The sequence below is a fragment of the Planctobacterium marinum genome (assembly GCF_020687805.1).
Taxonomy (GTDB): domain Bacteria; phylum Pseudomonadota; class Gammaproteobacteria; order Enterobacterales; family Alteromonadaceae; genus Planctobacterium; species Planctobacterium marinum.
The window spans coordinates 23987-50284 of the sequence record NZ_JAJEWQ010000003.1; the positions used below are offsets into that span (position 1 = coordinate 23987).

At 47.3% G+C, this 26298-nt stretch carries 22 protein-coding genes; 6 read left to right on the forward strand and 16 right to left on the reverse strand.

Annotated features, from left to right (window positions below; translation table 11 throughout):
* Positions 1–80: 80 nt before the first annotated feature.
* The gene (locus tag LJ740_RS09865; protein WP_229528930.1) at positions 81–938 is read right to left on the reverse strand and encodes a DUF2306 domain-containing protein; all 858 of its coding nucleotides are present in this window, start codon (positions 936–938) and stop codon (positions 81–83) included.
* A gap of 137 nt (positions 939–1075) precedes the next feature.
* Between LJ740_RS09865 and LJ740_RS09870 the strand changes: the two genes are divergently transcribed.
* A complete protein-coding gene (locus LJ740_RS09870) occupies positions 1076–2197 on the forward strand; it encodes a helix-turn-helix transcriptional regulator (RefSeq protein WP_229528931.1) in 1122 nt (373 codons plus the stop codon).
* A gap of 81 nt (positions 2198–2278) precedes the next feature.
* Positions 2279–3073 (forward strand): hypothetical protein, encoded by a 795-nt coding sequence (locus LJ740_RS09875; protein WP_229528932.1) that lies wholly within the window; start codon positions 2279–2281, stop codon positions 3071–3073.
* Positions 3074–3159: 86 nt separating this feature from the next.
* Here LJ740_RS09875 and LJ740_RS09880 read toward each other — a convergent pair whose 3' ends face one another.
* Entirely contained in the window at positions 3160–4053 is an 894-nt protein-coding gene (locus LJ740_RS09880) for a LysR family transcriptional regulator (protein ID WP_229528933.1), read from the reverse strand.
* A gap of 102 nt (positions 4054–4155) precedes the next feature.
* Between LJ740_RS09880 and LJ740_RS09885 the strand changes: the two genes are divergently transcribed.
* Positions 4156–4641, forward strand: a complete 486-nt coding sequence (locus LJ740_RS09885) for an SRPBCC family protein (protein WP_229528934.1) — start codon at positions 4156–4158, stop codon at positions 4639–4641.
* 59 nt (positions 4642–4700) lie between these two features.
* Here the strand turns inward: LJ740_RS09885 and LJ740_RS09890 are convergent, their stop codons facing one another.
* The 7 genes from LJ740_RS09890 to LJ740_RS09920 all read right to left on the reverse strand — a co-directional run bounded on the left by LJ740_RS09890 (position 4701) and on the right by LJ740_RS09920 (position 12876).
* A complete protein-coding gene (locus tag LJ740_RS09890; protein ID WP_229528935.1) occupies positions 4701–5990 on the reverse strand; it encodes a sensor histidine kinase in 1290 nt (429 codons plus the stop codon).
* Between the two features lie 6 nt (positions 5991–5996).
* Positions 5997–6695 (reverse strand): response regulator transcription factor, encoded by a 699-nt coding sequence (locus LJ740_RS09895; protein ID WP_229528936.1) that lies wholly within the window; start codon positions 6693–6695, stop codon positions 5997–5999.
* Between the two features lie 42 nt (positions 6696–6737).
* Positions 6738–7859, reverse strand: coding sequence for a type 1 glutamine amidotransferase domain-containing protein (locus LJ740_RS09900; RefSeq protein ID WP_229528937.1), 1122 nt, complete (start codon positions 7857–7859; stop codon positions 6738–6740).
* A gap of 122 nt (positions 7860–7981) precedes the next feature.
* Positions 7982–9556, reverse strand: coding sequence for an ABC transporter permease (locus LJ740_RS23445; protein WP_407676417.1), 1575 nt, complete (start codon positions 9554–9556; stop codon positions 7982–7984).
* 895 nt (positions 9557–10451) lie between these two features.
* The gene (locus LJ740_RS09910; RefSeq protein ID WP_229528939.1) at positions 10452–11201 is read right to left on the reverse strand and encodes an ABC transporter ATP-binding protein; all 750 of its coding nucleotides are present in this window, start codon (positions 11199–11201) and stop codon (positions 10452–10454) included.
* A 112-nt stretch (positions 11202–11313) separates the two neighbouring features.
* Positions 11314–11553 (reverse strand): TIGR02647 family protein, encoded by a 240-nt coding sequence (locus LJ740_RS09915; protein ID WP_229528940.1) that lies wholly within the window; start codon positions 11551–11553, stop codon positions 11314–11316.
* Between the two features lie 132 nt (positions 11554–11685).
* Positions 11686–12876 (reverse strand): MFS transporter, encoded by a 1191-nt coding sequence (locus tag LJ740_RS09920; RefSeq protein WP_229528941.1) that lies wholly within the window; start codon positions 12874–12876, stop codon positions 11686–11688.
* 120 nt (positions 12877–12996) lie between these two features.
* Between LJ740_RS09920 and LJ740_RS09925 the strand changes: the two genes are divergently transcribed.
* Positions 12997–13884, forward strand: a complete 888-nt coding sequence (locus tag LJ740_RS09925; RefSeq protein WP_229528942.1) for a LysR family transcriptional regulator — start codon at positions 12997–12999, stop codon at positions 13882–13884.
* A gap of 109 nt (positions 13885–13993) precedes the next feature.
* Here LJ740_RS09925 and arsB read toward each other — a convergent pair whose 3' ends face one another.
* Positions 13994–15010 carry an ACR3 family arsenite efflux transporter gene (gene arsB, locus LJ740_RS09930; protein WP_229528943.1) on the reverse strand — a complete coding sequence of 339 codons (1017 nt, stop codon included), beginning with the start codon at positions 15008–15010 and terminating at the stop codon, positions 13994–13996.
* A gap of 274 nt (positions 15011–15284) precedes the next feature.
* Between arsB and LJ740_RS09935 the strand changes: the two genes are divergently transcribed.
* Complete coding sequence (locus tag LJ740_RS09935; protein WP_229528944.1) at positions 15285–16196, forward strand: diguanylate cyclase; 912 nt, start codon at positions 15285–15287, stop codon at positions 16194–16196.
* A 34-nt stretch (positions 16197–16230) separates the two neighbouring features.
* Positions 16231–16938 (forward strand): phytanoyl-CoA dioxygenase family protein, encoded by a 708-nt coding sequence (locus LJ740_RS09940; RefSeq protein ID WP_229528945.1) that lies wholly within the window; start codon positions 16231–16233, stop codon positions 16936–16938.
* A 31-nt stretch (positions 16939–16969) separates the two neighbouring features.
* Here LJ740_RS09940 and LJ740_RS09945 read toward each other — a convergent pair whose 3' ends face one another.
* The 6 genes from LJ740_RS09945 to LJ740_RS09970 form a co-directional block, all read right to left on the reverse strand.
* Complete coding sequence (locus LJ740_RS09945; RefSeq protein WP_229528946.1) at positions 16970–18436, reverse strand: tryptophan halogenase family protein; 1467 nt, start codon at positions 18434–18436, stop codon at positions 16970–16972.
* Between the two features lie 14 nt (positions 18437–18450).
* On the reverse strand, positions 18451–19470 hold the full coding sequence (locus LJ740_RS09950) for a cupin-like domain-containing protein (RefSeq protein ID WP_229528947.1): 1020 nt from the start codon (positions 19468–19470) through the stop codon (positions 18451–18453).
* Positions 19471–20196, reverse strand: a complete 726-nt coding sequence (locus tag LJ740_RS09955) for a SapC family protein (protein WP_229528948.1) — start codon at positions 20194–20196, stop codon at positions 19471–19473.
* A gap of 87 nt (positions 20197–20283) precedes the next feature.
* Complete coding sequence (locus LJ740_RS09960) at positions 20284–23310, reverse strand: TonB-dependent receptor (RefSeq protein ID WP_229528949.1); 3027 nt, start codon at positions 23308–23310, stop codon at positions 20284–20286.
* Positions 23311–23745: 435 nt separating this feature from the next.
* Positions 23746–24708 (reverse strand): Gfo/Idh/MocA family protein, encoded by a 963-nt coding sequence (locus LJ740_RS09965; protein ID WP_229528950.1) that lies wholly within the window; start codon positions 24706–24708, stop codon positions 23746–23748.
* A complete protein-coding gene (locus tag LJ740_RS09970) occupies positions 24705–26297 on the reverse strand; it encodes a sugar porter family MFS transporter (protein WP_229528951.1) in 1593 nt (530 codons plus the stop codon). Before LJ740_RS09970 ends, LJ740_RS09965 begins: the two co-directional genes overlap by 4 nt.
* Position 26298 lies beyond the last annotated feature (1 nt).

Here is a 26298-nt window from a genome sequence, read left to right on the forward strand (position 1 = left end):
CCGCAAGTTAATATTTTCAAAATGTTTCCACCAGTACTGAACATAACCTGAACAACAAATGAACCATCCCTGTTCAAACATTAAAGTAATGCAGTAACCGCAGCGATTTTGGGCCACCACATCATGATTGCGGCCGATATCACTCCAATCAGGCTAATAACAACACCTCCCCACATCAAAGCGGCAACACTCCACACTCGATCTGCCTGTTTTTGCTTCTTTGCCCAGAAATAGCATTCAGCAAGCAACATAGGTAATAAATAACAGGCAAAAGACAAAAAGATATCGGTTGGACCGTCCAGTTTGTTGCTATTGCCATTGGGGCCCTGATTGACCATATACCAGCCCATCAGATAGAGACGAAACGTCCACACGGCATTCACCAGGATAAAGCTGTGTACTGCCCACCGCATATGCAAATCCAGTCTTTTTTTAACGGCATAACGCCAGGCCATCGCGATAGCGAACAGGATTAAGATTCCATTTAAGGTAATGCCCAATGAGCCTAAATCACTTAATCTTAAACCCGTAACCCATTGCAGATACAATCCGGTAACGGCACCGGAAACACCCAATGAGAAAAACACCCGACCATTCCAGCGATGAAATGCGCGAAAGCGATTGCGAATCGCTGGGATCAGTTGCATACAACCGAAAACAGACAGGTAAGCTGCCGGTAATATATGAGACAAAAAGACAACGAAATCGAAACCCTCAGCCTTTTTGTAACCTAAGGTAGGCGTTATCTCAGCGATATTTATATTGAGTATCAGGGTTAAGGCATACACCATTAGAATGTATGTTGCGAATGCCCATTGACCTGCCAAAGCAAGTACCACCCAACTTTTTACACTTAAATCGAGAAATTTTCTGGCATGGGTTACCTTAAAAATGGCTCCGGCTTCACCAACATGCGATTGACTTTGTATACGATTCATTTTTCTATCCAGATGATTAAAGTGCCGTCAGTCTGTCGCCAAAAACACGTGATTACTCGCCGACTTCTGAATTCAGACCTACAAAGTTGATGTATTTTGTTGCAATAAGAAAATTGCCTGACATAGCCTCAGTCGCTATGATGCCCCTACTGCAAGCACCAAAAATAAAGCCCATGGAAAAACTGACCAGCATTCAGCTAGCACTTTTAGCCACAACGTTAGGATTGTTGATGGCGCAAACCATGGTGAAGCAAAAACACACCATGCATTTATTGTTTGCTCTTTTTTTAGGCTCTGTGGCGATGGGCACAGCACAAAAATTATCCGGCGATATACTGGGGAACTATCGTTATCTGGTGGGCATGGGTGCCTGTGCCACCTGTAACGTATACTGGTTATTGTCACGTACGCTGTTTCGTTCGAAACAAGCCTTGTCAGCCCAGCACCTTTTGTTCGCCCTGGCCCTGGGCATACTCATCATGTTCAAACAAGGCTATCTGTTTCTGGACAACCTGTGGCAATTCGACAGCGCAACAAACCAAAATACCATTGCGATTCTTGGTGAGCTGACGATGATGTTGTCTTCCTGCGTGTTAATTCTCACAATATGGGAAGGTATCAATGGCTTTCAGCAGGCAACCAGCACTGAGAAACAACAACGCCTGCTGTTTATAATCACTATTACCTCGGCCATCGCTATCTGCAAAACTGTCACCTCCACGTCTTTTTTGACGCCTGATATGGCGCGATTTGTAGTAAGCGCTGTTGCTGTCTACGTAATTTGTACAACACAATTGTTGATATTCTGGATCAGCCAGACAAGAAAGGCTGCACTAACAGGCTCCGGATTGACACAGCAGCATTCAGTCAACAATCCAATATCGGATACACAGTTAGCGGCACTGACAACACGCCTGGATAACCTGCTTTGCGCTCAAAAACGCTTCTTACAACCCAACCTGAAAGTAGCCGACATGGCTCGCGAACTGGATGTTTCAGAATACCTGATCAGTCGGGCTATCAGGCACAATTCAGACGGCAAAAATTTCAATCAACATGTTAATGCCCTGCGCATCCAACATGCCCAAACCCTGTTACAGGATGCCGGTAAGCAACACTGGTCCGTGCTGGTGATTGCCCTGGAAAGCGGCTTCGCGTCAATTGGCCCGTTTAATCGGGCATTCAAACAAATATGCGGGGTTACACCCAATCAATACCGTCAGGAAGCATTACAACTGCAATCGCTCAATTGCCATTAGCCACGCTGTCGCTGTTTCACAAGGGTTTCACATTTACCCCATTAAGCTCAGTGTTTCTTCTTACCTGTAAAAGAGAACATTATGCTTGTGCAACGTAAAAAATGGCCCTGCGTCCTGCTCCTGGCCACACTGGCTTCCGGCCTGACAACAGCGGTTTCTGCGAGGGAAAATGTCAGTCCTGCCACTTTCGCCGCGACTAACTCCCTGCATCTGAAAACCATGATAACGGAGGCCATTAGTGCGTTTGAAAACACTGAGCGAAATAGCTGGTCGCACTACATAGACCGCTACGAAAACGAAGAAGGTGATATCAGCAGCAGCACTGAACACTATGATGCCGGGCAACCCGCAGGGCAGCGTTGGACACTACTAACACTCAATGGTAAACAGCCTTCTGACAAAGCCCAGCGCAAGTATCAACAAAAACGACAAAAGCAACGTGAGAAGAACTCAGAAAACCAGGAGCAGAGCTTTTCGATCAGTTTACAGGAGCTAATTCAAACCGCTACGCTGACGTTAAACAGCGAAGATACACACTTTGTATACGCCAATTTTAAGGTTTCCCTGCCACGGATTGGTGAGGATGCGTCAAAGCACCTGACGGGATTGCTGAGCTACAACAAACAACATCAATTTATTGAATCCATCGAAATCAGCAACACGGCCCCCTTTTCGCCCATGTTCAGTGCAGAAATTACCGAACTTACCATTCAGTTTAATTTCCAGAAAATTGACAGCGCAGTCCTGCCTCTGTCAAACCAGATGACAATGAAAGGCAGTTGGGCATTTTTCACAGAAATTAATGAGGTTTCAAAAGATACCTATCGCGATTTCAACCGGATTTCAGACACCGAACAAAATCCTCAGGCCAAATGATACCGTTCTCTTCAATGCTGAAGCGCCCTGCCCGCAGACTCAACTCCCCGCTATAGTGTGGAGCCAGAAGCGGGGGCTGTATCTGCTTAACCGGCACCCCGGTATTTATCAATGATAAAATTTTTAAAGGTTTGCAAATGCGCTGATTGATAACTCACTTTCCGGTAGACGAAGTAAAGCTGCTTGGCCGGCATCTTGTTATCCTGAAAGAGAGGGACCACTGTACCATTGGCAATTAGCTTAAAAAGACTTTGCGACAGGTGAAAACCAATACAACCGTGTTCAAGTGTCATTGATTTAATCGCATTTACATCATCCATGTAGTGATGTGTTCCGGACTGATGACTGAATCCATGCTTTTTGAGCCAGCCTCTTACCTCTGCTGACAGCATTTCGAAATGGGGTAACGCAACCCGATGTGTACTTAATTCTGACACCCCTGTTGGCTGCCCAAAACAGGCCAGGTAATCCGGCGTCGCATAAAACGTTGGCGATACCTGCATTAATTCTCGTGCAACAAGGCGTGTACTGTCAGCTAAAGTGCCTATCCTGAAAGCAAAGTCATAATCGCGTTCACTGAAGTTCTCCAGCATTTCGGAGTAGCTGATGGAAAAACTGACATTGGGAAATTTAAGTGCAAACTCATTGAGATATTGGGATAAGTTTGAGCCAATAAGTGATTTAGAAACCGTGATTCTAATTTGACCGGCAACGGTGCCCTTTTGCAGCTTTATTTGTCTTTCTGAATCTGTAATTTGCTTTAATATTGCACTGCTGGATTGGTAGAACGTTGAACCATGTCCGGTTAGCACCATCTGTTTATTGGAGCGGTCAAACAACTGAACCTCAAGGTCCCGCTCCAGATTGGCAATGTGCTTGCTTAGCGCCGATGGTGTTCTGTTCAAACTTTCGGCAGCCAGTCTTAAACTTCCGGTTCTGACAATAGCGACAAACGATTCATATTGCGATAGTTTTGACACATCACTTTCCATTTTGGAAACACGGATGCAAGTATAGTTCACTTTTCGTTACCTACAAAGCCACATATAGTTCGCCATAAATCAGGCAAACAGGAACTCTATATGAAGCAATTGGCAAACACTTCAATCAATGTGGCTGTCCCGGTGGACACTCTTTTTAACTTCGTAACCAATATGGAAAATTACGGACTTTGGTTTCCCGGTGTTGTCGCGATCAGTTCCCACAACAAGTTAAAGCACGGCACCAAGGGCAAAATATACAAAGAGGTAATCAACATGCCGGATGGACAACACAACCTGCTGATAGAAGTCAAAGAAACCAAAACTAATGAGTATTTCTACACCGAGGGGGATCTGGCGCCTCTGCTACCCGCTATGCAAATGCAGTTCAAGTCAATAAACCTGGAGCAGTCACAACTGAACCTGAGTTATTATTCAAGAAACAATAAATTGGATACCCATTCAGAATTGTTTAAAAGCATTACAGAAAATTTATCCGGGAGAGTTAACATCGCAGGGGTAAACCTACAGCAAATATTAAGCCCGCAAGGCGTTCATGCTATCCAGGCCCTTAACAGACAGACTTAATTTGTGTGCACCATGTCAACTTCACGTAGCGTGATGTGCTCATTCAGCCAGGGTCAGATTCATTGTGCAAAACGAACCGTAACCCGGGTGCCCTGCTGGCTTTCCACCTGAAACTGCCAGCCCTGGTGCTCGCACAGCCGTTTTACAATGGACAACCCAAAGCCGAAACCGGTACTTATTGCCCCTTTAATACCGGCCTCAGTCAGCTTATCAGAAATTCCGGGGTCGATGCCGGGCCCGGAATCCTGAATGATTAAACTGTCATCGGCAAAGTCAATCAGCACTTCACCCGAATCCGTATATTGAAACGCATTACTGAGCAAATTATCCAGCAAGACTTTTAACATATCCGGAGAAGCATGAAGGAGCGTGTCACAGCGTCCGGAAACCTCAACCTCCACCGGCTTATCGTTTAGTAACAAATGATTATCCAGTATGGATTTTTCTAAGACCGGCAGCAATGAAATGGGCTGTTTTGCGGTGGCGCTATGCTCTTCTCTGGCCAGCATTAACAGTGCCTGCACCGTCCTTTCCATTTGCGTTGCGGCATCGTAAATGCGATTCAGAAGTTTTTCATTCGGCTGCGCCTCCTGCCCCACAACCCCGGCGTTCTGACTGCGCGCTAATTCCACGGCATTCTTTATCACTGCCAGTGGGGTGCGCAATTCGTGACTGGCATCCCGTGTGAAGTGTTTTTCACGACTCAGGGCAGCACTGATTCGGCCCAAAGTGTGTTCCAGCGTAACGGCCAGTATGCCAACTTCATTGTGCGGAAATTGTGCCGCAAATGATTTGGGAATCTGTTCAGGGGCGACACCGTCCACCAGTTCTGCCAGTTGTTTCAAGGGTTTGGTGGTTTTGCGAGCCACCAGCCAGGCCAGCAAACAGGCAATCAACGACACCAGCACAGTACTGACAACCAGCAACACAATAATACCTTTGCGAATTTTGCGTACCTGCAGATCCGCACTCACCTCTGCCAGTAAGTAAACCTCCGGATAGCCAGGTAACGCCATTGCGTGATAGTGCCGGCCCTGTTCACCATAAAACTCGATGCGTCTGGGTTCCAAAAGTGCCATCTCTTTGATTTCTTCCGGAAATGTGTGCTTAGAAAAGTGCAGGCTCATTCGCTCATTTTCCGGTTTGGACCACCTACCGGACGCCTCAAACTCAGTGATCAGACGGTTTGCCTGGCGCGCAATGTCTTTTTCGATAAAGTTATCCTCTAACACGTACATTAACAAAAAAGACAATGCGCCAAAGATGAATGAGAGCACCACAGTAAACAAGCAAAATTGCACAACAATGCGCGTACTCAGACTGTGATAACGTTTGCCATTAAACTGCATTGCCTGTCACTCCGACTGTTCAATATCCAGCGTAAATCCGACACCAAACACGGTTTTAATGACCGGTCTGGCGAAGGGCTTATCCATAAGATTGCGCAATTGATAGATATGGGAACGCAACGCATCTGACTCGGTGGGTTCGTCGCCCCATAATTTATGACTTAGTTCAGAGCGGCTAACCACTTGCGGGTAGGCGTCAACCAGCACCATTAAAATGCGAAACCCCATGCTATTCAGAGCCACAGGTTGCCCGTCCCGCGACAGCGTTTTGCGCTTTCTGTCGATGCACAAGGGTCCCAGTTCAATCACATCATGGGTGTTTAGCCTGTGTCTGCGGGATAAAGCCAGACAGCGAACTTCCAGCTCTTCCAGGGAAAAGGGCTTAGTCAAATAGTCGTCTGCCCCACTGTGAAAACCCGAAACTTTATCCGCAATACTATCTCTGGCGGTCAACATCAAAACCGGCACATGACGATCGGCTTTTTCGCGGATATGTTTACACACCTCTACCCCATCCATACCGGGTAAATTGAGATCCAATATCACCAGATCATAATAATTGTTTAATGCCAATGCTAATCCCTGTGGCCCCTTTTCCGCAAAATCCATAACATGGCCTTTGTGCTCCAGAAACTCAGCAATGTTCCGCGCAATGCTTAATTGATCTTCCACGATCAGGATGTGCAAAGAAGGGGCTTGTGTCATTCTGTATTCCGTATTTCGGGTTATCCGTTCGACAATGCCAATTTACAGCGTTAAGGTTTTAACTAGTGCTTTGGCAGGCTCAAACTCGGGATTAGTGGCCAGTATGGCGTGTAAGGTAGTTAAAGCCGCCTGATTATCACCCAGTTTATGTTGAGTTTGCGCAATTTGCATGTCCAGTTGTGGGTTAGCAATGACTTTTTGAGCCACCTGCATCAGCTTCAGCGAATTGTGCAATTGCGAATCCGTTTCGGCAAGTGCCTGATAATAATAGCCATACATGCCGGCCAGCGGAAGGTGATAATAGGCTTCATCAGAGGCCAGAACTTGCAATGCCTCGCTGTCGCCTGCTAAAAATTTCGCCACCAGATCCAGGGTGCGGTCATCGCGAAAAGATTGCATCGGTGTCGGCGCAATACCTAACGCTTTCACCAGCTCCTGTGCCACAGATATTGTAGAGGAAGGATTTTGCCCGGTGATCAGACGCTCATCAACTGCCACATGATTCAGCATAATATCCGCAGACTGAAACTTCCCGCCGCGCTCAATGAGTTTATCCTGCAACAGAAACTCAAACTCAGGTAACCACTTTTTGCCAAACAATTGCTCTTCCTGATTAGTAAAGCCATTCACCGCTTTATTGGCCACCAGATATTTGCCATTTGCCAGTTTGACATCCACCAATGCCGCAGGCCCATGACACACCGCCGCAACCACACCCTGTTGCTGATAAATATCAGCAATCAGGGATTGCAGGTTTTGGTCTTTGGGTAAATCAAACATGGCACCTTTTCCGCCGACAATGAAGATGGCATCATAGCGTTGCGCCTGCAGAGTGGATAACGCCAGTGTGTCGTCAAGTTTCGCCATGATTTCGGCATCTTTTAACACCAGTGCATTGTAAGGTTTTTCCGGATCGTACTTATCGGCTTCAACTTCCCCCCCCTGAGGACTGGCAATATCAACCGTCAGGCCATTTTGATTAAACACCAGATACGCCTTTGAAAATTCATCAAATTCATAGCCTGGCTGCACGCTCCCCTGTTCCTGGCCATAGCCACTGAGCACCATCAAAACTCGCTTTTGCGCTGTCGCCTGGGCGTTACTTACTGTCAATAATCCCAAAAGCACTATCAGGACACTGAGTACCGATTTATGTAGGTTCATGTTCAAATCTCCGTAATTGTTGCTGTTTTAAACGTTAATAAAGATAAAGTCAGGAGCGTGAAACAGATGTGAAAAATGGCTCCTGAGTTGAGCCATTTTTAGATTGATAATAAAAGCCGGTATCAGTCTGTCATGAGTTCTCTGACGGAACTGGATAAACTGTGTTTACTGGCCAGTAGCCCTACTACCACCACCGAGCCGGTAATGATTAACAGGGTCAAGCCCAACCACAGAAAATCCGGTTGCCAGGTCATGGAGAACTGCGACTGGTAAATCAACCAACCAGCCAACCAGGTGCCAAAAATGGCGCCACTTGCTGCAATAATTCCGGTTATTAACCACTCCAGAAATGTCAGTTGCAAACAGGTCTTACGTGAAAAACCAAAGCTCAGGATGATGCTATTCTTCTTCCTGTCCTGGCGTTCTCCCGCCTGGATCGAAGACAAAATGACAATTGCGGCCAGCAATACAATGAATAATGAAAATCCGCTCACCACCTGAGTTACCATGTTCAACATGTTGTCAAATCGTTGCGTCATTTCCTGTAAGGAAACCATGCGCAATGACGGGTGCTTTTGCCACAACTGTGACAGCACCGGAAAGTCATTGTCTTGCAGTTCCAGGCTTGCCATTGAATAGGCTACGCCGGACAAATGAGCAACGGCACTCGTCGGCATTTGAACCCAGAAAGTGATTGAGCCTGCGCCGGGTTTGTAACCATGGCTGGCCACGATATCGAATTCTGTATAGTGCTCGCCAATAGCAAAGGTCATTCGGTCTCCGATTTCCAGCCCAAGATCGGTCAGTACCTCCTGTTCCACCGATATTTGCTGCCAGCTTTGCGCATTGGCGGTCCACCATTGTCCCTGTAACAGTTCATTATTTGCAGGAATTTCATCACTCCAATGCAATCGAATTTCCCGTTGTAAGGTGGCCAGGCTGTCACTGGGTTTTTGGCTAAAATCTGCCAGCGATTGGCCATTTATGCTGATCAGTTTTCCATACATAAACGGCTTGTTCTGACGAATGCTTATGCCCCGATTATCAGCCCAATGCACAATGTCCTGCATTTGTGCATTGCTGGCCTGAGAAACCAACAGATTGCCGTCGTGCTGTCGCTGGTAATTGGCCATGCTGCTACCCAAATCGCGCAATAACATCAAGGTAAACAGCAACAGAAATGCACACAGTCCTACACCCAGGATCTGCGTGCTTTTGGTGATTAATCGCTGCTTCATAATAAAAAAGGCAAAGGGTAACAACCCCGAAACATTGCGGGTCAGCCATTCACCCAGGGTCATCACCAACCAACTCAACAGCACAATCAGCATAATGCTGACACCCATGGTGCCAAGCACCATCGCCGTTAACAATCCGTTATCTGAATAGGCTACAGCAATCCCCGACAGCGCCACCAGGGCACACAACCAGGCAACCCCCTGATTTAACCTCTGAGCCTGATTGAAGAGTAGTTGCAACACTGAGGACTTAGCCACGCCCAACCAAACGGGTAACTGAAACGCGGCAAATAGCATGATCAGCACAAAACTGGTGGACAAAGCGAATAGCCAGTCTGGTTGCCAGTTCAATCCGTGAAAAGTGTCAGCCAGCCACTGCAATAACGCCCAATGACAACCCAAAGAAAGCAGTAGCACCCAGGGCACCATGGCCAGTGACTGCAGTAACCACTTAACCATTGAAATTTGAAAGATTGCGGATTTAGAGGCTCCCAGACTTTGACAGATCGCGCCAAAACACTGCTCTTTTTGCAGTTTTACTTTGGTGAGTTGCTGCAGTGCAATCGCCGCCATAAAAAACAGAATAATAGATGCCAAACCAATAAAGTTCTCGGTGCGTTGCCAGAACAAAGCCAGTGGATGCGCCCCTTTTTTATGGTAAAGCGTAGCGGCAGGTAGCGCTTGCTTTTGCCAGTCCTGTAGTTGTTGTATCTGATCTGCGGAAGCCGCCACCAGGTAGCGATACGTAAACCTATCTTCTGAAAAATTAAGCGAGGCCAAATCATACTGATTTATCAGCGCCCGCATCTGCACGTTGTGCCCTTCCATCAGCCGATCTGGCTCATGCAACAATACTTTAGTTACCTTAAAATCCGTTCCGGCTATGCGGATCTGGCCGCCTGGCTGCGCTGACAACCCGGCCATTAATCGGGCATCCAGCCAGATTTCACCGGGAGCAGGCCCCTGCAACTGCCTTGCTCCGACATCAACAGAATCACCGGCGCGCAATTCACCTTGCAGCGGATAATCCTCTGCAACGGCCTTCAGTGTTGCCCGTTGCCACAGATTATTACGGGTTAACGTGGTATCAATGCTCTGCGTTAACACCCGGTGTTCAGATAGCGCGTCAACGCTTTGCAGTTGTTGCACCGTCAATGGGCGGCTGTTTTGCAATACCAAATCAGCACCCAGTAAATTGTTCAGATTACCGGTAAGGTAAGATTGAATTGAGGCACTGGTTAAACTCAACGTCACCATAAATACCATCAAGATCATTTGAGTCCAGTTGATAAAACGCTGCCAGAGATGACGTTTTTCCTGATGATAAAACTGCCAGGCCAACCCTATATTTTGTTTAAGCATAGTGCACCGCCCTGGCGGCTTCAGCCTGATCTTGCGCGGTGGATTGCTCAGTTGCCGTACATTCCTGTGACGCCCAATGTAAATTACCTTTATTAAACGCCAGTACCTGTTGCGCTTGTGCTGCTAATGATTCACTGTGCGTCACCATCACCAGCGCAGCGCCACGCTCCTGACAACAGGCAAACAGTATATCGGCCACTTCCTTTGCCGAAGCACTATCCAGATTGCCAGTAGGCTCATCGGCAAAGATAAACTCGGGTTCAAATACCAGCGCTCTGGCTATCGCTACCCGCTGTTGTTCGCCACCACTCAGTTGCGCTGGCTTATGAGACAGCCGATCCCCAAGCCCCACCCGTTCAAGCCACTCACCAGCACGTTTAGTGGCATGGCGTAGCCCGCGCAATTTCAGGGGCAAGGCCACATTGTGTAGTGCCGTTAATTCAGGTAACAAATGAAATTGCTGAAAGATGAACCCCACTTTGTGTCTGATTTCTGACAAAGCCTGAATGCCGTGGCTACCGTGATACAAACAGGAGCCGGTGCTGGGCGGTGCCAAACCAGACATCAGAGTTAACAAACTGGATTTTCCTGAACCCGACGGGCCAGTTATAGCGTAAGAACACGTTGTATGTACCGTTAAATCGACGTGACTGAACAGGGTTATTTGACGTCCCTGGCTCTCAAAAGACTGGCTGACCTGGTTGAGTTCGATATAACCGGAATGGGCATTGCTGACTGACATATTTACGACTCCATTTTAAGGACAATGTCAGCGTAAATAACCGGGTGTGAAACAGTTGTGAAAAGCGAAAAGTGGTCACTCTCAGAAAAGTAACCACGTTCGATGTTTAAAGCTAATGCCCTTTTAAGGCGGTGATTAGGGTGGTGGCATGTTCCTGCAAGTCATGGCCCAGATGGGTAAGATACCCCCCATCAGCCTGGGTAATAATGCCTTTTTGAAAGAGTCGCTGTGCCGCATCAACCATGGCAGGGTCTGCGTCATGATGAATTTTCAATCCTTGATCTAAACTCTGATTGGGGAATTTCAGGATCAACTCTATTTCATCTTTCATTTCTGGTGTTATCTGATTCATTCACACTCTCTTATTTTTTATCTGGGTCAAAATCAGTGTAGTGCAAATTAAACCAGAAACACCACAAAAAATTGCGTTCACGCTGATAAATGCAACATGCCTTATGCCTACAGGATTATTTCAGCCTGTCGCTTATGGGTGCCCAAGACAATCTACTCCGCCAGCAGCTGACCTGTCTAAGGAGCCTGAATAGCGAGTGACCAGCAAGGCACTCATTGCGATAACAGCGCCAATCCACGCGGTATCACGCAAAGACATGCTATCAACGATTAAGCCACCACTGACGGAACCCACTGCAATGCCGATGTTAAAGGCAGCAATATTCAGCCCGGAAGCCACATCCACGGCTTTAGGTGTATAGCGCTCTGCCAGCTGTACTACGTATACCTGCAAGCCTGGCACGTTACCAAAAGCAAACGCTCCCCAAATCAGTACAGTAATAACCGCAGCAAGCTTAAACGACATGGTAAAACTAAATACAAACAGTACCAGAGCCAGGCCAGTAAAAATCAGACTCAGGGCTTTGATAGGACCGTGTTTGTCTGCCAGCTTACCACCCCAAATATTACCCACCGCCACCGACACCCCGTAGACCAGCATGATTGCGGCAACCGCTGAAGAGGCAAATCCGGCCTCCTGTTCAAGAATGGGCGCTAAAAATGTAAATGCCGTAAAGGTACCGCCATAACCAAGAATAGTCATGGCATAAACAATTAACAGCCTCGGTTCCAGCAATACCTGTAACTGTTCTTTGATGCTGGCACTGGCAGATTGCTTAAGATTGGCAGGTACTAACAAGGCACTGCCAATTAAGGCAATTAAACCCAACGCTGACACAGTTAAAAATGTGGTTCGCCAACCAAATCCCTGGCCAATCCAGGTACCTAATGGCACACCTGTGACTAACGCCACGGTCAGTCCGGTAAACATGATGGCAATGGCACTGGCTTCTTTCTCTTTGGGCACCAGGCTGGTTGCAATCGTAGAGCCAATAGAAAAGAATACGCCATGAGCCAGTCCGGTTAAGATCCGGGCCATAATCAGGGTGTTATACCCAGGTGCCTGCCAGGCACACAGATTACCCACCACAAACAAGGCCATCAGTGACAACAAAACATGTTTGCGATTCCATTTTCCGGTCAGCGCAGTTAACACCGGTGCACCAACAGCAACGCCCATGGCATACAGGCTCACCAACAAACCGGCGGATGGTAAAGAAACTCCAAGATCTGTAGCAATCGTCGGCACAAGTCCGACAATCACAAACTCAGTGGTTCCGATAGCAAAGGCACTGAGTGTCAGTGCAAAAAGTGCTAAAGGCATAAATAAATCCTCATTAACGACATAGTTAGTTTTTAGTGAGGCGTATTTTGCAACTCAACACTCTTGCAAAAAACATCAATAGTGACAAAATATTTTTGTCAATTATGCAAAGGTTAAATAATGCCGGTAAGATCAAAAACAGAAGATTTAGAAGCTTTTATCGCTGTGGTGGACAGCGGTAGTTTTTCCCATGCAGCAGAATTACTGGATTTACAGGTAGCGAAGGTCTCCCGGGCTGTTTCCAGACTGGAAAAAGGACTCAATTGCACACTGCTGAATCGCACCACCCGACGGCTTGAACTTACCGAAGAAGGCAATGTGTTCCTGGAGCACATCAGAAATGGTTTAAATGCCATTGAATGCGGAGAAGAAGCCATCAGGCTACTTAAGGGAACGCCCTCCGGCAAGTTGCGAATTGATGCGGCCAGTCCCTTTATTCTGCATCAGATTACACCTCTGGTGAATGACTTCCATCAGGCATTTCCCCAGGTGGTATTAGATATCACCTCAAACGACGACATTATCGATTTACTGGAACGAAAAACCGATGTTGCGATTCGCATTGGCGAACTGGGAGATTCCAACTTGCATGCCAGAACATTGGGTAGCAGTACTTTGCACATGGTGGCCAGCCCCGATTATCTGGCAAAAAACGGAACTTTAACGCAGCTCAATGATTTGACGCAGCACCGACTGATCGGATTTTCCCGCGCCCCTACCCTCAATCAATGGCCACTGCACACAAACCTGGATTTGTCGTTCCACATGTATGCCAGCAGTGGCGAAACGGTCAGGCAGCTTTGTCTCGCAGGGCTGGGCATTTGTTTGCTGTCTAACTTTATGTGCCGCAAAGACATACAAAGCGGCCGCCTGGCAGAGATACTGCCCGGTAGTGTGGTATCTCCCAACCGAAGGGAAAGCGTCAACGCAGTTTATTACCGAAACAGCGCAGTCTCTTCGCGAATACAGACTTTTCTGGATTTTATCCAACCCAGGCTGTCACTGTAACTGCAACATTGCTGTGCTCATTTTGCCGATACCAGAAAGTCTGGCAAACAGGCAGTGTCGCCAATAAAAAGTATCGTTAACAAAAAGTATCGATAATAGGCCAGGCTTACTATTGAAACCAATGGCGTGTGCGATTAGCAAACCATACTAATGACAACATCACAGGTACTTCCACCAGCACGCCCACTACGGTAGCCAGCGCTGCACCGGAGTGCAGACCGAACAGAGAAATCGCCACAGCCACGGCCAGCTCAAAGAAATTGGAGGTGCCAATCATACAGGCCGGTGCAGCCACATTGTGCGGTAACTTCATTTGTTTTGCCGCAAAATAGGCAATCGCAAAAATGCCGTAAGTTTGAATAAGTAACGGGACAGCAATCAGGCCAATGACCAGTGGTTTTTCGATAATGGTTTGTGCCTGAAAGCCAAACAACAACACCACGGTAGCCAACAAACCGATGATGGACCAGGGTTTGAAATTTGCAATAAAGGCATTTAATCGGCTGTGATCATTGGCTTTATCCAGCTTTTTACGGGTAAGTGCACCGGCAATGAGTGGCAATACTACATACAAGCCCACAGATAACAGTAATGTTTCCCAAGGTACCTGAATATCGCTGATCCCCAAAAGGAACGCCGTGATAGGCGCAAAGGCAAAGATCATGATGATATCGTTAATGGATACCTGCACCAGCGTATAGTTGGCATCCCCTTTGGTCAGTTGGCTCCAGACAAACACCATAGCAGTACAAGGTGCAACACCCAGCAAGATCATACCGGCAATATATTCACTGGCTGACTGCGGGTCCACCCAGTCGGCAAATAGGCCTTTAAAAAACAACCAACCCAACAGCGCCATAGAAAAGGGTTTAATCAACCAGTTTATCACCAGGGTCAGCACCAGACCCTTCGGCTTTTTGCCGATATCCTTCAAGGAAGCAAAATCGATTTGAATCATCATCGGGTAAATCATCAGCCAGATAAGCACCGCCACTACCAGGTTAACGTGCGCATATTCCAGTTTTGCTAACTGGTTAAACACGTCTGGTACAACATTGCCCAGTATCACCCCGGCGGCTATGCAAAGTGCCACCCATAGTGACAAATATCGTTCAAATAATCCCACTGACCTTCTCCATCACTGATGCGAAAACATTAATTCATTATGCAACACTAACTGGTGTTAATGACCACTGTGGCTGGCAAACAAACCAGCGACACATACGAAAAATCATATGTATGTTTTTTCATATGTCAAATGTTATATCGCGAATCTTATCTACGTCCTGAAATCATCGTGACGAACAGCTCGTTTACAGCGATTGGCCAAGGTAAAGCAATCTACCGGGAACAAAAAATAACAAGTTGATTACGTTTTTTTGACATAGGAAAGCAGCCCATTGTTGCGCAAACTTTCAGAGTCGAAATTACATAACAACGCTATGAAATTACCTTACATTGCCCTGTTTACCGCGCTGATAACTGTTCATATAACGGGTGCAGCAAGCCCGCTGAAAATACCAGGCTCGTCAAAAGTGAGTACTTTGCCTACTGATGTATTACACGAAGTCGTAAAGCGCTCAGACAAATTTAGCCGCATTGACTATGTGTATGGCGAGCAGGGAGATGCCTCTTTTTCCAGAACCCAGGAAGATGTTATCCAGGGCAAACTGGATCTTATGTGGACAGCCACCTCAGAGTTTTACGAAACACATTACAGCGCTATCTATTTTCCTATTTACCGGGGCAGCCTCGGGATCAGAATTGGCATCATTAAGCAGGAAAATGCCGCACAGTTTGCCAACCTGACAAGTTTGCACACGTTAAAAACCTTTACCGCTTGTCAGGGAAAGCTCTGGGCAGACACAAAAATACTCGAAGCCAACGGAGTAAACGTGGCCGCAAGCCACAAGTACTTTAACCTGTTTCCAATGCTTGAAGGCGGACGTTGTGACTATTTTCCACGTGCCTTTTTTGAACCCTGGAGCGAAATTGAACGGGAGAGCCAGTACCGGCTGACAGTGGATGAGCACATGCTGATCCGATACAAACTGGCGAATTTTTTCTTTGTTAAAAAAGGTAATCTGGAACTGGCCAAACACATCTATGACATCCTGGTGCAAATGCACAGGGATGGCAGTTATGAAACTATGTTCAGGGCCGACCCCGATGTACGGCGGGGGCTTCGCTTTGCCAAACTCGGCAACAGAGAGGTGTTCGATTTTAACAATCCATACCTGACTGATGCGGTCAGAGAAATCTCTGCAGAGTTTTGGTTAAACCTGGACGATGAGGCATTTTCCGCCCCCTAATGTAACCTATCCAAAAACACACAAAGGTAAAGTTATGCAGCAACAATACAAGCAGTTAATCGCGCAATTTTGGCATCAAGGTTATCTGGTATTGGAAAACTTTTTCGAGGATGAACTGATGCAAACTATGCATCAGGAAATCCTGGCTCATTTTGGCCAGGCGCCGGAATTTCAGCACTCTGAAGAGTTTCTTAAAAAGTCGGCCACTGAAGTGATCCCCTGGTTCCCGCAACGCGAAGGAAACCCGCTATTTGACAGTATCGAAAAGCACGCAGGATTCTGTCAGTTAACCTCTGCGATTTTGGGGCCATGGCAATCGCAATATTCGATGGTGATGTTTTCAAAAATGGGCACAAAAGGTCAGGCCTGGCATCAGGACTGCCCACCTGAGCAGAGTACCCAGTTTAATCTCAATCGCCTGGTTTACACCATGGACATCAATGAAGATACCGGTGGACAGGTGGTGATCCGTCCCAAAACGCACATGAACGGTGCTCTGTCTGCGGGTCCGGTGAATGAAGACTTTGAAGATCAGTTAGTGCTAAGCCCGAAGCGCGGCACATTAATATTATTGCATGGCCATTGCTGGCACAGAATTACCCCTATTGAAGGGCCGTATCGGGTGTCCACCAATTACCGTTGCGCCCCTGAAGGCGTTCCGGACGACATCACGGATATTTGTGTTTACCGCAATATGCGTTTTCAGTTTTCCACCAATTTGGTACTGGAAGAAAGGGCCTGAGCCTGAACGCCAATAGCCCTTTGGCCGAGGGCTACTGGCAATAGCGCGTCAGGTACTGCTGGTGTTCGGGTAATGCCGACACCTGACGGTGGTGTGAACTGACAATATTATCCAGAAAAGCCTTTAGTTCATGAGCTTGCATTTCATCTGCGATGCGATGATATTTTTCCGGAATAAGCCCCTGCCCAATCATAACCTGCAGCCAGGAATCCACAAAGATCTCTTCATGGCGTACAATAAACCGGCCGGTTTTGCGAAATAAACTCATGCGCTCCTGCAAACTTTCGGGTATTTCCATCTGTTTGCAATAGCGCCAAAAGTCAGAATCATCTCGCTGCGTCTGGCAATAGTGAAGTACAATGAAATCTCTGATTTGTTGATAATCAGACATCCCAGACTTATTAAACTCATCAATATCGAGCTGCTCAATGCCCTGCGACGGAAAAAGTTTAATTAAGCGCAGAATACCCTGCTGAATCAAATGAATCGCCGTGGACTCCAAAGGCTCAATAAAGCCTCCCGACAACCCGATCGCCACACAGTTTTTATGCCATAACTGTTCTCTGTGCCCCGTCTTAAATCCGATTAATCTTGGCTCGGTTATCAGCTCTCCCTCAACCGTGGACAACAGCCGCTCGCGCGCGGTGTCATCATCCATATATTGGGAACTGTACACGATGCCGTTGCCCATACGATGTTGCAATGGTATGCGCCACTGCCATCCTGACTCATGCGCAATGGAACGGGTGTAAGGCACCGGCGTATTACTGGTTTTCGTTTGCACAGCCCAGGCCCGGTCACATTTTAACCACTGACCATAGTCATTAAAGGGAACTTTAAGTGTTTCATTGATAAGCAGCCCTTTAAAACCGGAACAATCAACAAAGAGATCACCGGCCACATGCTCCCCACTTTCCAGTAATAAGGAAGAGATAAACCCCGTCCCGGCGTCACAGTTAACCTTTGCCACCTTACCTTCAATGCGGGTCACGCCTTGCTTTTCCGCCACACTTCGCAGCAGTTTGGCGTACAAGCTGCTGTCCAGATGAAAGGCGTAATTCAGACCATTTTTTGACTGTGCAAACCGGTTCGCACCCGCTGCAACAGCTTCGATGTTATAGGCGCTAAAATTGTCACTGATCCCCAGCTCCAGCCCCTTTCGCCAAAAATCGTGAAATCCGGCCGCCCATAAACTGCGGCCCGTAGAGCCAAATGCATGGAAATAACTGTGCTCCTGCGCTGCCCAGTTTTCAAACTGTATACCCAGTTTATAAGTACCCCGGGTGTGTTTTAAAAACGTATGGGAATCCAGATCGAGCAAGCCATTAAAAAACTGCATGGTGGGGATGGTCGCCTCACCAACGCCTATCGTTCCGATTTGCTCAGACTCCACCAGCGTAACCTTGACGTTTGACAGCACTTTGCTCAGTGCCGCGGCTGTCATCCATCCGGCAGTTCCGCCCCCTAAAATAACCACATTGTTTACGATTTTATTCATATTTTTTTGTTCGCTTAACGATTTAACGCAGCCAGTATCTGCGCCCGTAGTTTTCGAGCCGTAAGCTCGTCCAGTTCCCCCAATACCCCTTGTGCAAAATGAGGAATATGCGCAAAATTTCTGTCTTCAAACACAAACTGCTGAAACAGGTGTTGCCACGCCTGCTTTTGCTCTGCCGGTAGCGCCTTCATTGTCATTAAGGCTAAGTTTAACGCCTGCATCGGTGATGGCATCCAGGCGGGTGTCGGTTTCCACCAGTAGTTCATCAGCAAATTAAAGTCCGAACAGGCACGTATCTGATGCCACCACATACTGGGAATAAATAAGACATCACCCGGCTCAAGTACAACTTCAATACTGGCAGCTATAGCCTGTTGATATTTTGGATATTTGTCAAAGTCAGGCGCATCCGGATTTACCAAACTGATAGCCGGACCGGCCGGATTGAAATCCAGTGGCCCGATATAAAGATTATCCACCTGCTCCGGTGGAAACAAAGTAACTACCCGGGTGCCACAAAGATTGCAGGCAAAATTATTCGGGAAATCGAAATGGGCAGCGATTAACGACTGATTACCCAGCCACAGGTTCGCCACTGTATCAGTTTTCGAAATACCAAACTCCAGTTCGTTTTCATCACGTAAACCGGGAAAATACTTCTGTATATTGGTGGACCCCATATACAGTGTCTGATGGTTTTTAGCGATGGCCGTTAAAAATGCTGGCAAGTTCATCGTCAGCTTCTCAAAGTTCATTCCACTAAAGTCATCATTGTAAAAAATACGCCCATCAAAGCGTTTTTCCAATGCAAAGGTTAACATTTCAAGGCCGGCGTCAAAGCGACGCAAATAAGCCTCTAAATCCAACTGCGATCGTTGCGCCGCCTGCACCATTGGCCAGTCTGCAATCTGTTGTTTTAACAATACCGGAGCCTGTGCTTTAGTGGCGATAAGCTGCAATTCTCCATTACTGCGTTTTCGGAATTCGTTATCTCCCGCAACCTGGTGCATTTTTGCTGACAGGACAGAAGTCATTTAACGGGTAACTTGCTGTAGGCGCTTTCGACTTAGCAAGTCAGAAAAGGCGGTTAAAGAAGCCATGCAGAAATACGCCAGCTGCAGAAAGCCCAACTGATTCAACTGCTGTAATTGCCCGGCATTTAGTCCGGCCAGTTTCTCCTCATCGATACTCAAAAAACCCGACAAGCGAATATTGTTTTGCTCTGCCAGTTGCGCTTCCAACACGAACGGCTGCAACAAATCATGCTGTTGCAATGCCTCGCAAAATTGCCCGGTTAGTGCTCGTTCTTCATGCAGGCGATACAGCACTTCGGCCATAGACTGAGTATAAGGAGCGTTGCCGCCATGCGCTAAAAATAGCGCCTCACCGACTTTGTCATTTATCCTTGTATCGGATAAATCCACACTGATCACCCTACTCTCCGTACCGTCAGATTGACGCTGATGGCCAATCTGAAATGGTCCTTTGCGCAGCATTAACGGCTGATAGATGCCGCCTGGCCATTGCCCATCCCGAATAAACAGGTTTTCCCCTTGTTCAAAGCCAAAAATCGCCACCGGGAACAGCTCTCCACTGTCGGGCTTCTGGTGAAATACAATTGGAAAATGTCGCAAGGCCTCTCTTAATTCACTGAGTACCAGAGATGTACAAGCGGGTGCAGATGAATCCTCAACCAATACCTTATCAAGTACTTTTAAATTCAGGTGCTCAACATTGTTTAAAACTACATATTCACTCATAACGTACTTTATTTAAAACCCTTACCAAGAAACACAAAAACGGCCAGCCACCTGACGTGACTGACCGTTTAACGGCATTACACTAACTTAAAAATCATAGCGAACGCCGAACGCATAGCGCGCACTTTGTTCATTGGCATAGATGATCATGTCATCACCCCGGGCATGAGCCCGTCGATTTTCTTCAGTGATGTTAATGCCTTCAAAAGCGAGGGTCAGATTCTCGGTCACACTGTATGAAACGCTCAAATCAAGCTGTGCGTAAGACTCGGTGTATGCCGGTTCTTGCTGGCCATTGCCACCGGTGGTGGAATTCAGGAACTTATCCCGCCAGTTATAGGCCAGTCGAATTTGCAGTGCATCCTTTTCGTAAAATGCCACCAGGTTTGCAGTATCGCTCAGCCCCAGTAAGGCAAATTGGTCTTCGCCAATGGTAGTGTTGTCATAAGTCACGTCACCATCAACCGTTGTATAGTTGGCCTGGATACCAAACCCGGATTCCCCAAAAATGTGCTGGGCGGCAAATTCAAAGCCGTCAACTGAGGCATCATCCTGGTTTACCGGGATGGTAACCGTATAATCCAGCGGATCATAAACACTGAGATCACCGGTTAAACTGCCATCCGCAGCTACCCAGCCCTGATCCACATAGTATTGTCTGATTTCCTGTGCCGCATTGCCCGGATTAACCACCGCACCCTGCGCTTCTTCGAACCGCTCGCCCGATGCAGGGTTAACCAAGTTCGGATAGATAACCTGATTAACGACACTGGTACCGATAAAGTTCTTCACGTCTTTTTTGTAGTAACCAATGGCGGCATAACTGCCCTCACCATAATAGTATTCCAGTGAAATATCGAAGTTATCGGATTCAAAGGGTTCCAGGTTTGGATCGCCGGAAGCCGCCGTAGAATTATCGAAGGTTCTGGCCTGACTACTGGCCGGTACCGCACCTGCCTGCAGGTCGTCATAGGCGGGTCGTGCGATGGTTTTACTGACTGAGATACGACCAATCAGATCTTCAGTCAAATCAATACTGAAATCCAGGTTGGGTAACGTGTGACTGTAATCCCCTTCCCCTTCGGCAAACACGCCTCCATTTTGTTGCAGGATGAGTTCGTTAGCCGTAAGCCACGACAAACTGGTATAGTTAGGGATTAGCGACTCAGATTTAACATCGGTTGCTTCATGTCTTACCCCCACAATCAGCCGTGATGGCATGTCACCAAGTTCAAACTCAAGGTTGGCCTGAACGTAAAAAGCCAGTTGCTCTTCTTCCAGCCGTAAGTCGTTGGCGTATTCCGGGTTAGTACACAAAGTTCCGGCGGCGCAGTTTCCAAACACATTCCCAGGCAAAGTGGGATTTGCCGCATAAAGGGCAGCAATGTCACTGCTAAACTGATCAAAATCAACCCATACCATCTGCCCATTGGCACCAATATTGTCACCGGAAAGGTCATTCAGATCGGCGACCGTAAAGGCACCATCTGAAAAGTTACCGTCACCATCACCCGCTGGCGAGTTCCAGCCACCGCCTGTGGTATGGCCGGTAAAGCCCATTCCGCCCCAGTCTCCCCCCTGATTAAGGCTAAAGGCTGTACGGTTGTTCATGGTCAGATGAGAAACACCAAAGTTCACCTTGCTGACAATTCCGGCGTCGAAAACGTACTCACCGTTTAATTGCACCTGGTCAATCTCGGTTTTCATGTAACCGTTTCTAAAACTATTGCCCGATGCGATAATAAGACCAGGGTCAATGGCTTCATTGCCTGACGCGCCGGCATCAAAAGGGGCTTCCGTGGGGGTCAGAAAGACCTGCATTTCCGGCACATATTGGGAGAAATCAACGGTGGTCCGGTAGCGACGGAACGTACTGGCCGTCACAACATTGTTGCTACCCCGGTGATCCTTTGGCTTTGCTTCAGCTTCGGAGCTATGAGCATCCAAAGTCAGTACCAGGTTGTCATTCACTTCATATTCGAGATTCAGACCGATGGAGTCATTCTGATTGGTAGTCCCCCAGGCACCCACTCCGTAGGAAAGATCACAACAATCGCGATTATTCAGCATCAGTGGCGACACCACCCCGTTGCTGTCCACTTCGGTAAAGACCGTATCGGCATAGCTGCCTGCCCCAAACCAGGCTGAAAACTCCTGACGGCCTACATCTTGCTCCAGTTCGGAATAAGTATAATCCAGCGTCGCTTTCAGCTTGTCTGAAGGGGCAAACTGCAAGGTTAACTGTGCGTTGGTGCGTACCCGGCTGAAATCTTCAAACACGTACATGTAGTTTTGCGGAGCAGCAAAAATAACACTACCGCTACCAGCGTTGTATACCTCATTACCAAAATTATCCAGTTGTTGCCCGCTCAGATTGCTGGTGTTCCAACCCGATGTCACCTGACCGGATGCAATGTAATTGTCCCGCTCAGAGCGACTGGCAACCAGTGATATCCCCACCTTATCATCGTTAAAGGTATTGGAAATAATGCCCGACACTTCCGGGGTGATATCATTGCCTACGCGGGTATCGTCACTGATTGCTTTAGCGCCGATACTGGCCATAAAACCGGGATTGTTAAAAGGCTTGTGAGTTTGAATATTGATTGTTGAACCAATGCCGCCCGTAGTTAAATGGGCCTTACCGGTTTTGTAAACCTCAACCCCCGACACGGACTCTGAGGCCAGATTCGCAAAATCAAAAGAACGGTCAGTGTTGACATTCAGACCGCTGAGATTGGCCGCAGGCATCTGACGACCATTCAGGGTGATCATATTAAATTCCGGGCCCCAGCCACGTACTGTCACTCGTGAGCCTTCGTTGTTTTGGCGGTCAATAGCTACCCCGGTAATGCGTTGCAGCGATTCAGCGAGGTTAGTATCCGGGAATTTGCCGATGTCCTCGGCAGAAATAGCATCAACAACACCATCGGAGCTACGCTTAATATCCATCGATTTAATTAGACTGCCGCGAATACCGGTAACTTCGATCACTTCAGTGCCATCGTCTTCGACGGTTTCCTGAGCCAATACAGCTTGTGGATTCGTCAGACCAAATACCGCCGCCACTGACATGGCAACAAAGCTTGGCCTGAAATATTTTTGTATCTTCATCAATATGTTCTCCATCCACTTTCATGCGATTTCAGTTGCAGGTCGGTAACTGACATGTCAGCGGAAACATTTATAAATTTTTTAAGTGTGTTCGTTAACCCGGTTTAAAAAGAGACGACGTAGCATTGCCGTTGTAAACCAAATGTTAACAATGACAACATAACGCGACCTGACAACAGGATCGATTACGATATTTTTTGCTTTGTTATGTTTTTTCACAAATAGTTAAACACATGAATTTGCTGGGGTAAAAAGCGATTTTCATAACGAAAAAACAAGAGAAATTATTTTCTTTAGTGGTATTGGGCTATCTCAAAAAAGCACGGCAACACTGCAGGCGTTAACAACCTTGTAACAGGTTCTGAGTTAAAAAAAACCAGGTCTTGCCTGGTTTTGCTCTTTTAATGATGGCGATAATAAACCGCCAGTAACACGTCAGAATGCCGCTAATATTTGTTGAATATCCTGCTGAAACAGCAAACTGTCTGCGTGAGTTACCACGGATGACTCTTTTTTGTTGTTCAAAATACTATCAACTGTGTGCTGAATCTGATATTCGAAACCACTGCCTGAACGGTTATCAACAAAGCTGTCGATACAATTGTCCAACTCGTACAATTCCGCGGTAGTCGCCCGCCAGAAATCAGGGATAGCAATATAGCCTTGTGTGCCAACAATGTACGCCCAATTGCGCAATTTACTCTCAAAGCTGGCGCCCAGTACCGCTGAGCTGGCATCGAAGTCAAACAGCACATTAATTCGCTTATCAGCACCATTGTCAGCGCGTTTACCAACGACACTCATCCGCACGGGGTCGCTGCGATGGAACAAGCGATTCAATGCAACCGGATAAATGCCCATTTCAAACGTACATCCCCCTGCCAGCTCTACATTCCATTCGCGCTTATCTGGACCATATTCTATGGGATAACCAAAATCGGCCTGGATTTGCGTTATTTCTCCAATTCGGCCCTGTTCAACCCAGCGCTGCGCCTGTTTTATGGCCGGTAAAAACCAGGTCCACATGGCTTCCATTAAAAACAATCCCTTGTCTCTGGCAAGGCTTGTTAAGGTTTCGCACTGCTGTGGTGTTACCACAAAAGGCTTTTCACAGAGTACGTGTTTTCCCGCTAACAAGGCATCACGGGTTTGTTCAAAGTGCAGGGTATGGGGTGTAGAAATGTAAACGGCGTCGATGTTGGGATCGGCGAACAAGGTATCATAACCTTCATAAGCACTGGCAATGTCATGCTTTGCAGCAAACTGCCGGGCATTATTTAGTGAGCGCGCAGCCACTGCAGTAATTTTAGCGTGTTCAACCCAGGTCATATCCTGCACAAAGGTGTTGGCAATTCTGCCTGCGCCTACCAAACCCCAGCGTATTGTATTAGTACTCATTTGCCTGTTCCTAATTCCAGTTCCAATTGTTCCAGACTCTTGCCTTTGGTTTCCGGAAATAAACGCCAAACCAACAACAGCCCAACCAATGCAAGCATCCCATAAATGATGAACGTCAGCGCAGCCCCGATATTAAGTAACTCCCAGGGGAACATAAATTGTACCGCAAAGCTGGCGATACTATTGATGACCCCCACAAAAGAGACGGCCAGCCCTCGTACGTGGTTCGGGAATATTTCAGAAAACATTACCCACATTACCGGCCCCAGTGAAATTGCAAATGAAGCCATAAAGCCCAATATGCCTGCCAGAATTAGTTTTGCATTCATGCTGGTTGCCAGTTGCAACAGGTCGCTCTGTATTTTGTTGAAATTTTCTGTGCCAATCTGCTCCATAACACGGGCCTTAAACACCACATCGGAATCAAATTGCCTGTTTTGCAATTGCTTTAGCGGCGCAAGTTGCAGGTTTTGATGCTTGTTTTGCAATATGCTGATGTGGGATTCATCCAGGCGGTAACTGGCTTTGTAAAACCCATAACCGCACAACGACATGCTCAGGAATACTCCCGACAAGCCTATTATCAACAGGGGTTTACGGCCCAGTTTGTCGATCAGTGACATCGCCAGCAAAGTAAAAATAATATTAATAATGCCAATCCAGATAGCCTGCGCAAACGCCGCGTTGGTACCAACACCACTTTGTTCAAAGATGGTGGGGGCGTAAAACGACACCGCGTTAATGCCCGTTACCTGCTGAGTGATGCCAATAATGACCCCAATTACAACGGCGAATCGCATCTTATTGCTGAACAGAAATTTGATTCTGTCTGCTAAGCCAGATTGCGTTTTTTCCTGGGTGGTTGATGGCTCAGATCGCATCTCACTGAGCACTGGCGCACATACCTCATGACTGGCATTGCGGGTTAAGCCCAGCTTTGCCAGTGATAATCTCGCTTCGGTTTCCCTGCCTTTTTGCAATAGCCAGCGAGGACTGCGTGGGATCAGAAACAGTAACCCAAACCAAATGATGGCCGGAAAGGCTTCAATGCCCAACATCCAGCGCCAGGTGTGCTGCTGAATACCGATCATGGTGCCCCATTCACTCGCAGACTGAGCCCACTGTAAAATGTAGTAATTGGAAAAATAAGCAACAGAAAAGCCCAACATAATATTCAGTTGATTAATGGACACCATGCGTCCCCGCTCTTCAGCCCGGCTAATTTCAGCAATGTACATAGGCGCAATCATCAGAGAACAAAACGCCAGACCGCCAATAAATCGCGCAGCGACGAGAAAGTTGTAACTGGGTGCAAAGGCGGAAGCCACAGCAGATACTGAATACAAAAAAGCGATAATAATCAAAAAATTGCGCCGCCCTATGGCATCGCATATTATCCCGCCGGTTAAGGTCGCTATGATGGCGCCCAGCGTTGGTGCTCCCACTACCAGCCCTTGCTGCATCGGGCTAAGCTGAAATTCATTGACGACAAAGTTCAATGTGCCGGAAATCACGGTGGCATCAAATCCGAAGATAAACCCACCCAATGACGCGATCAGGGTATAAATTAGCACTGGCGATATTTTCATT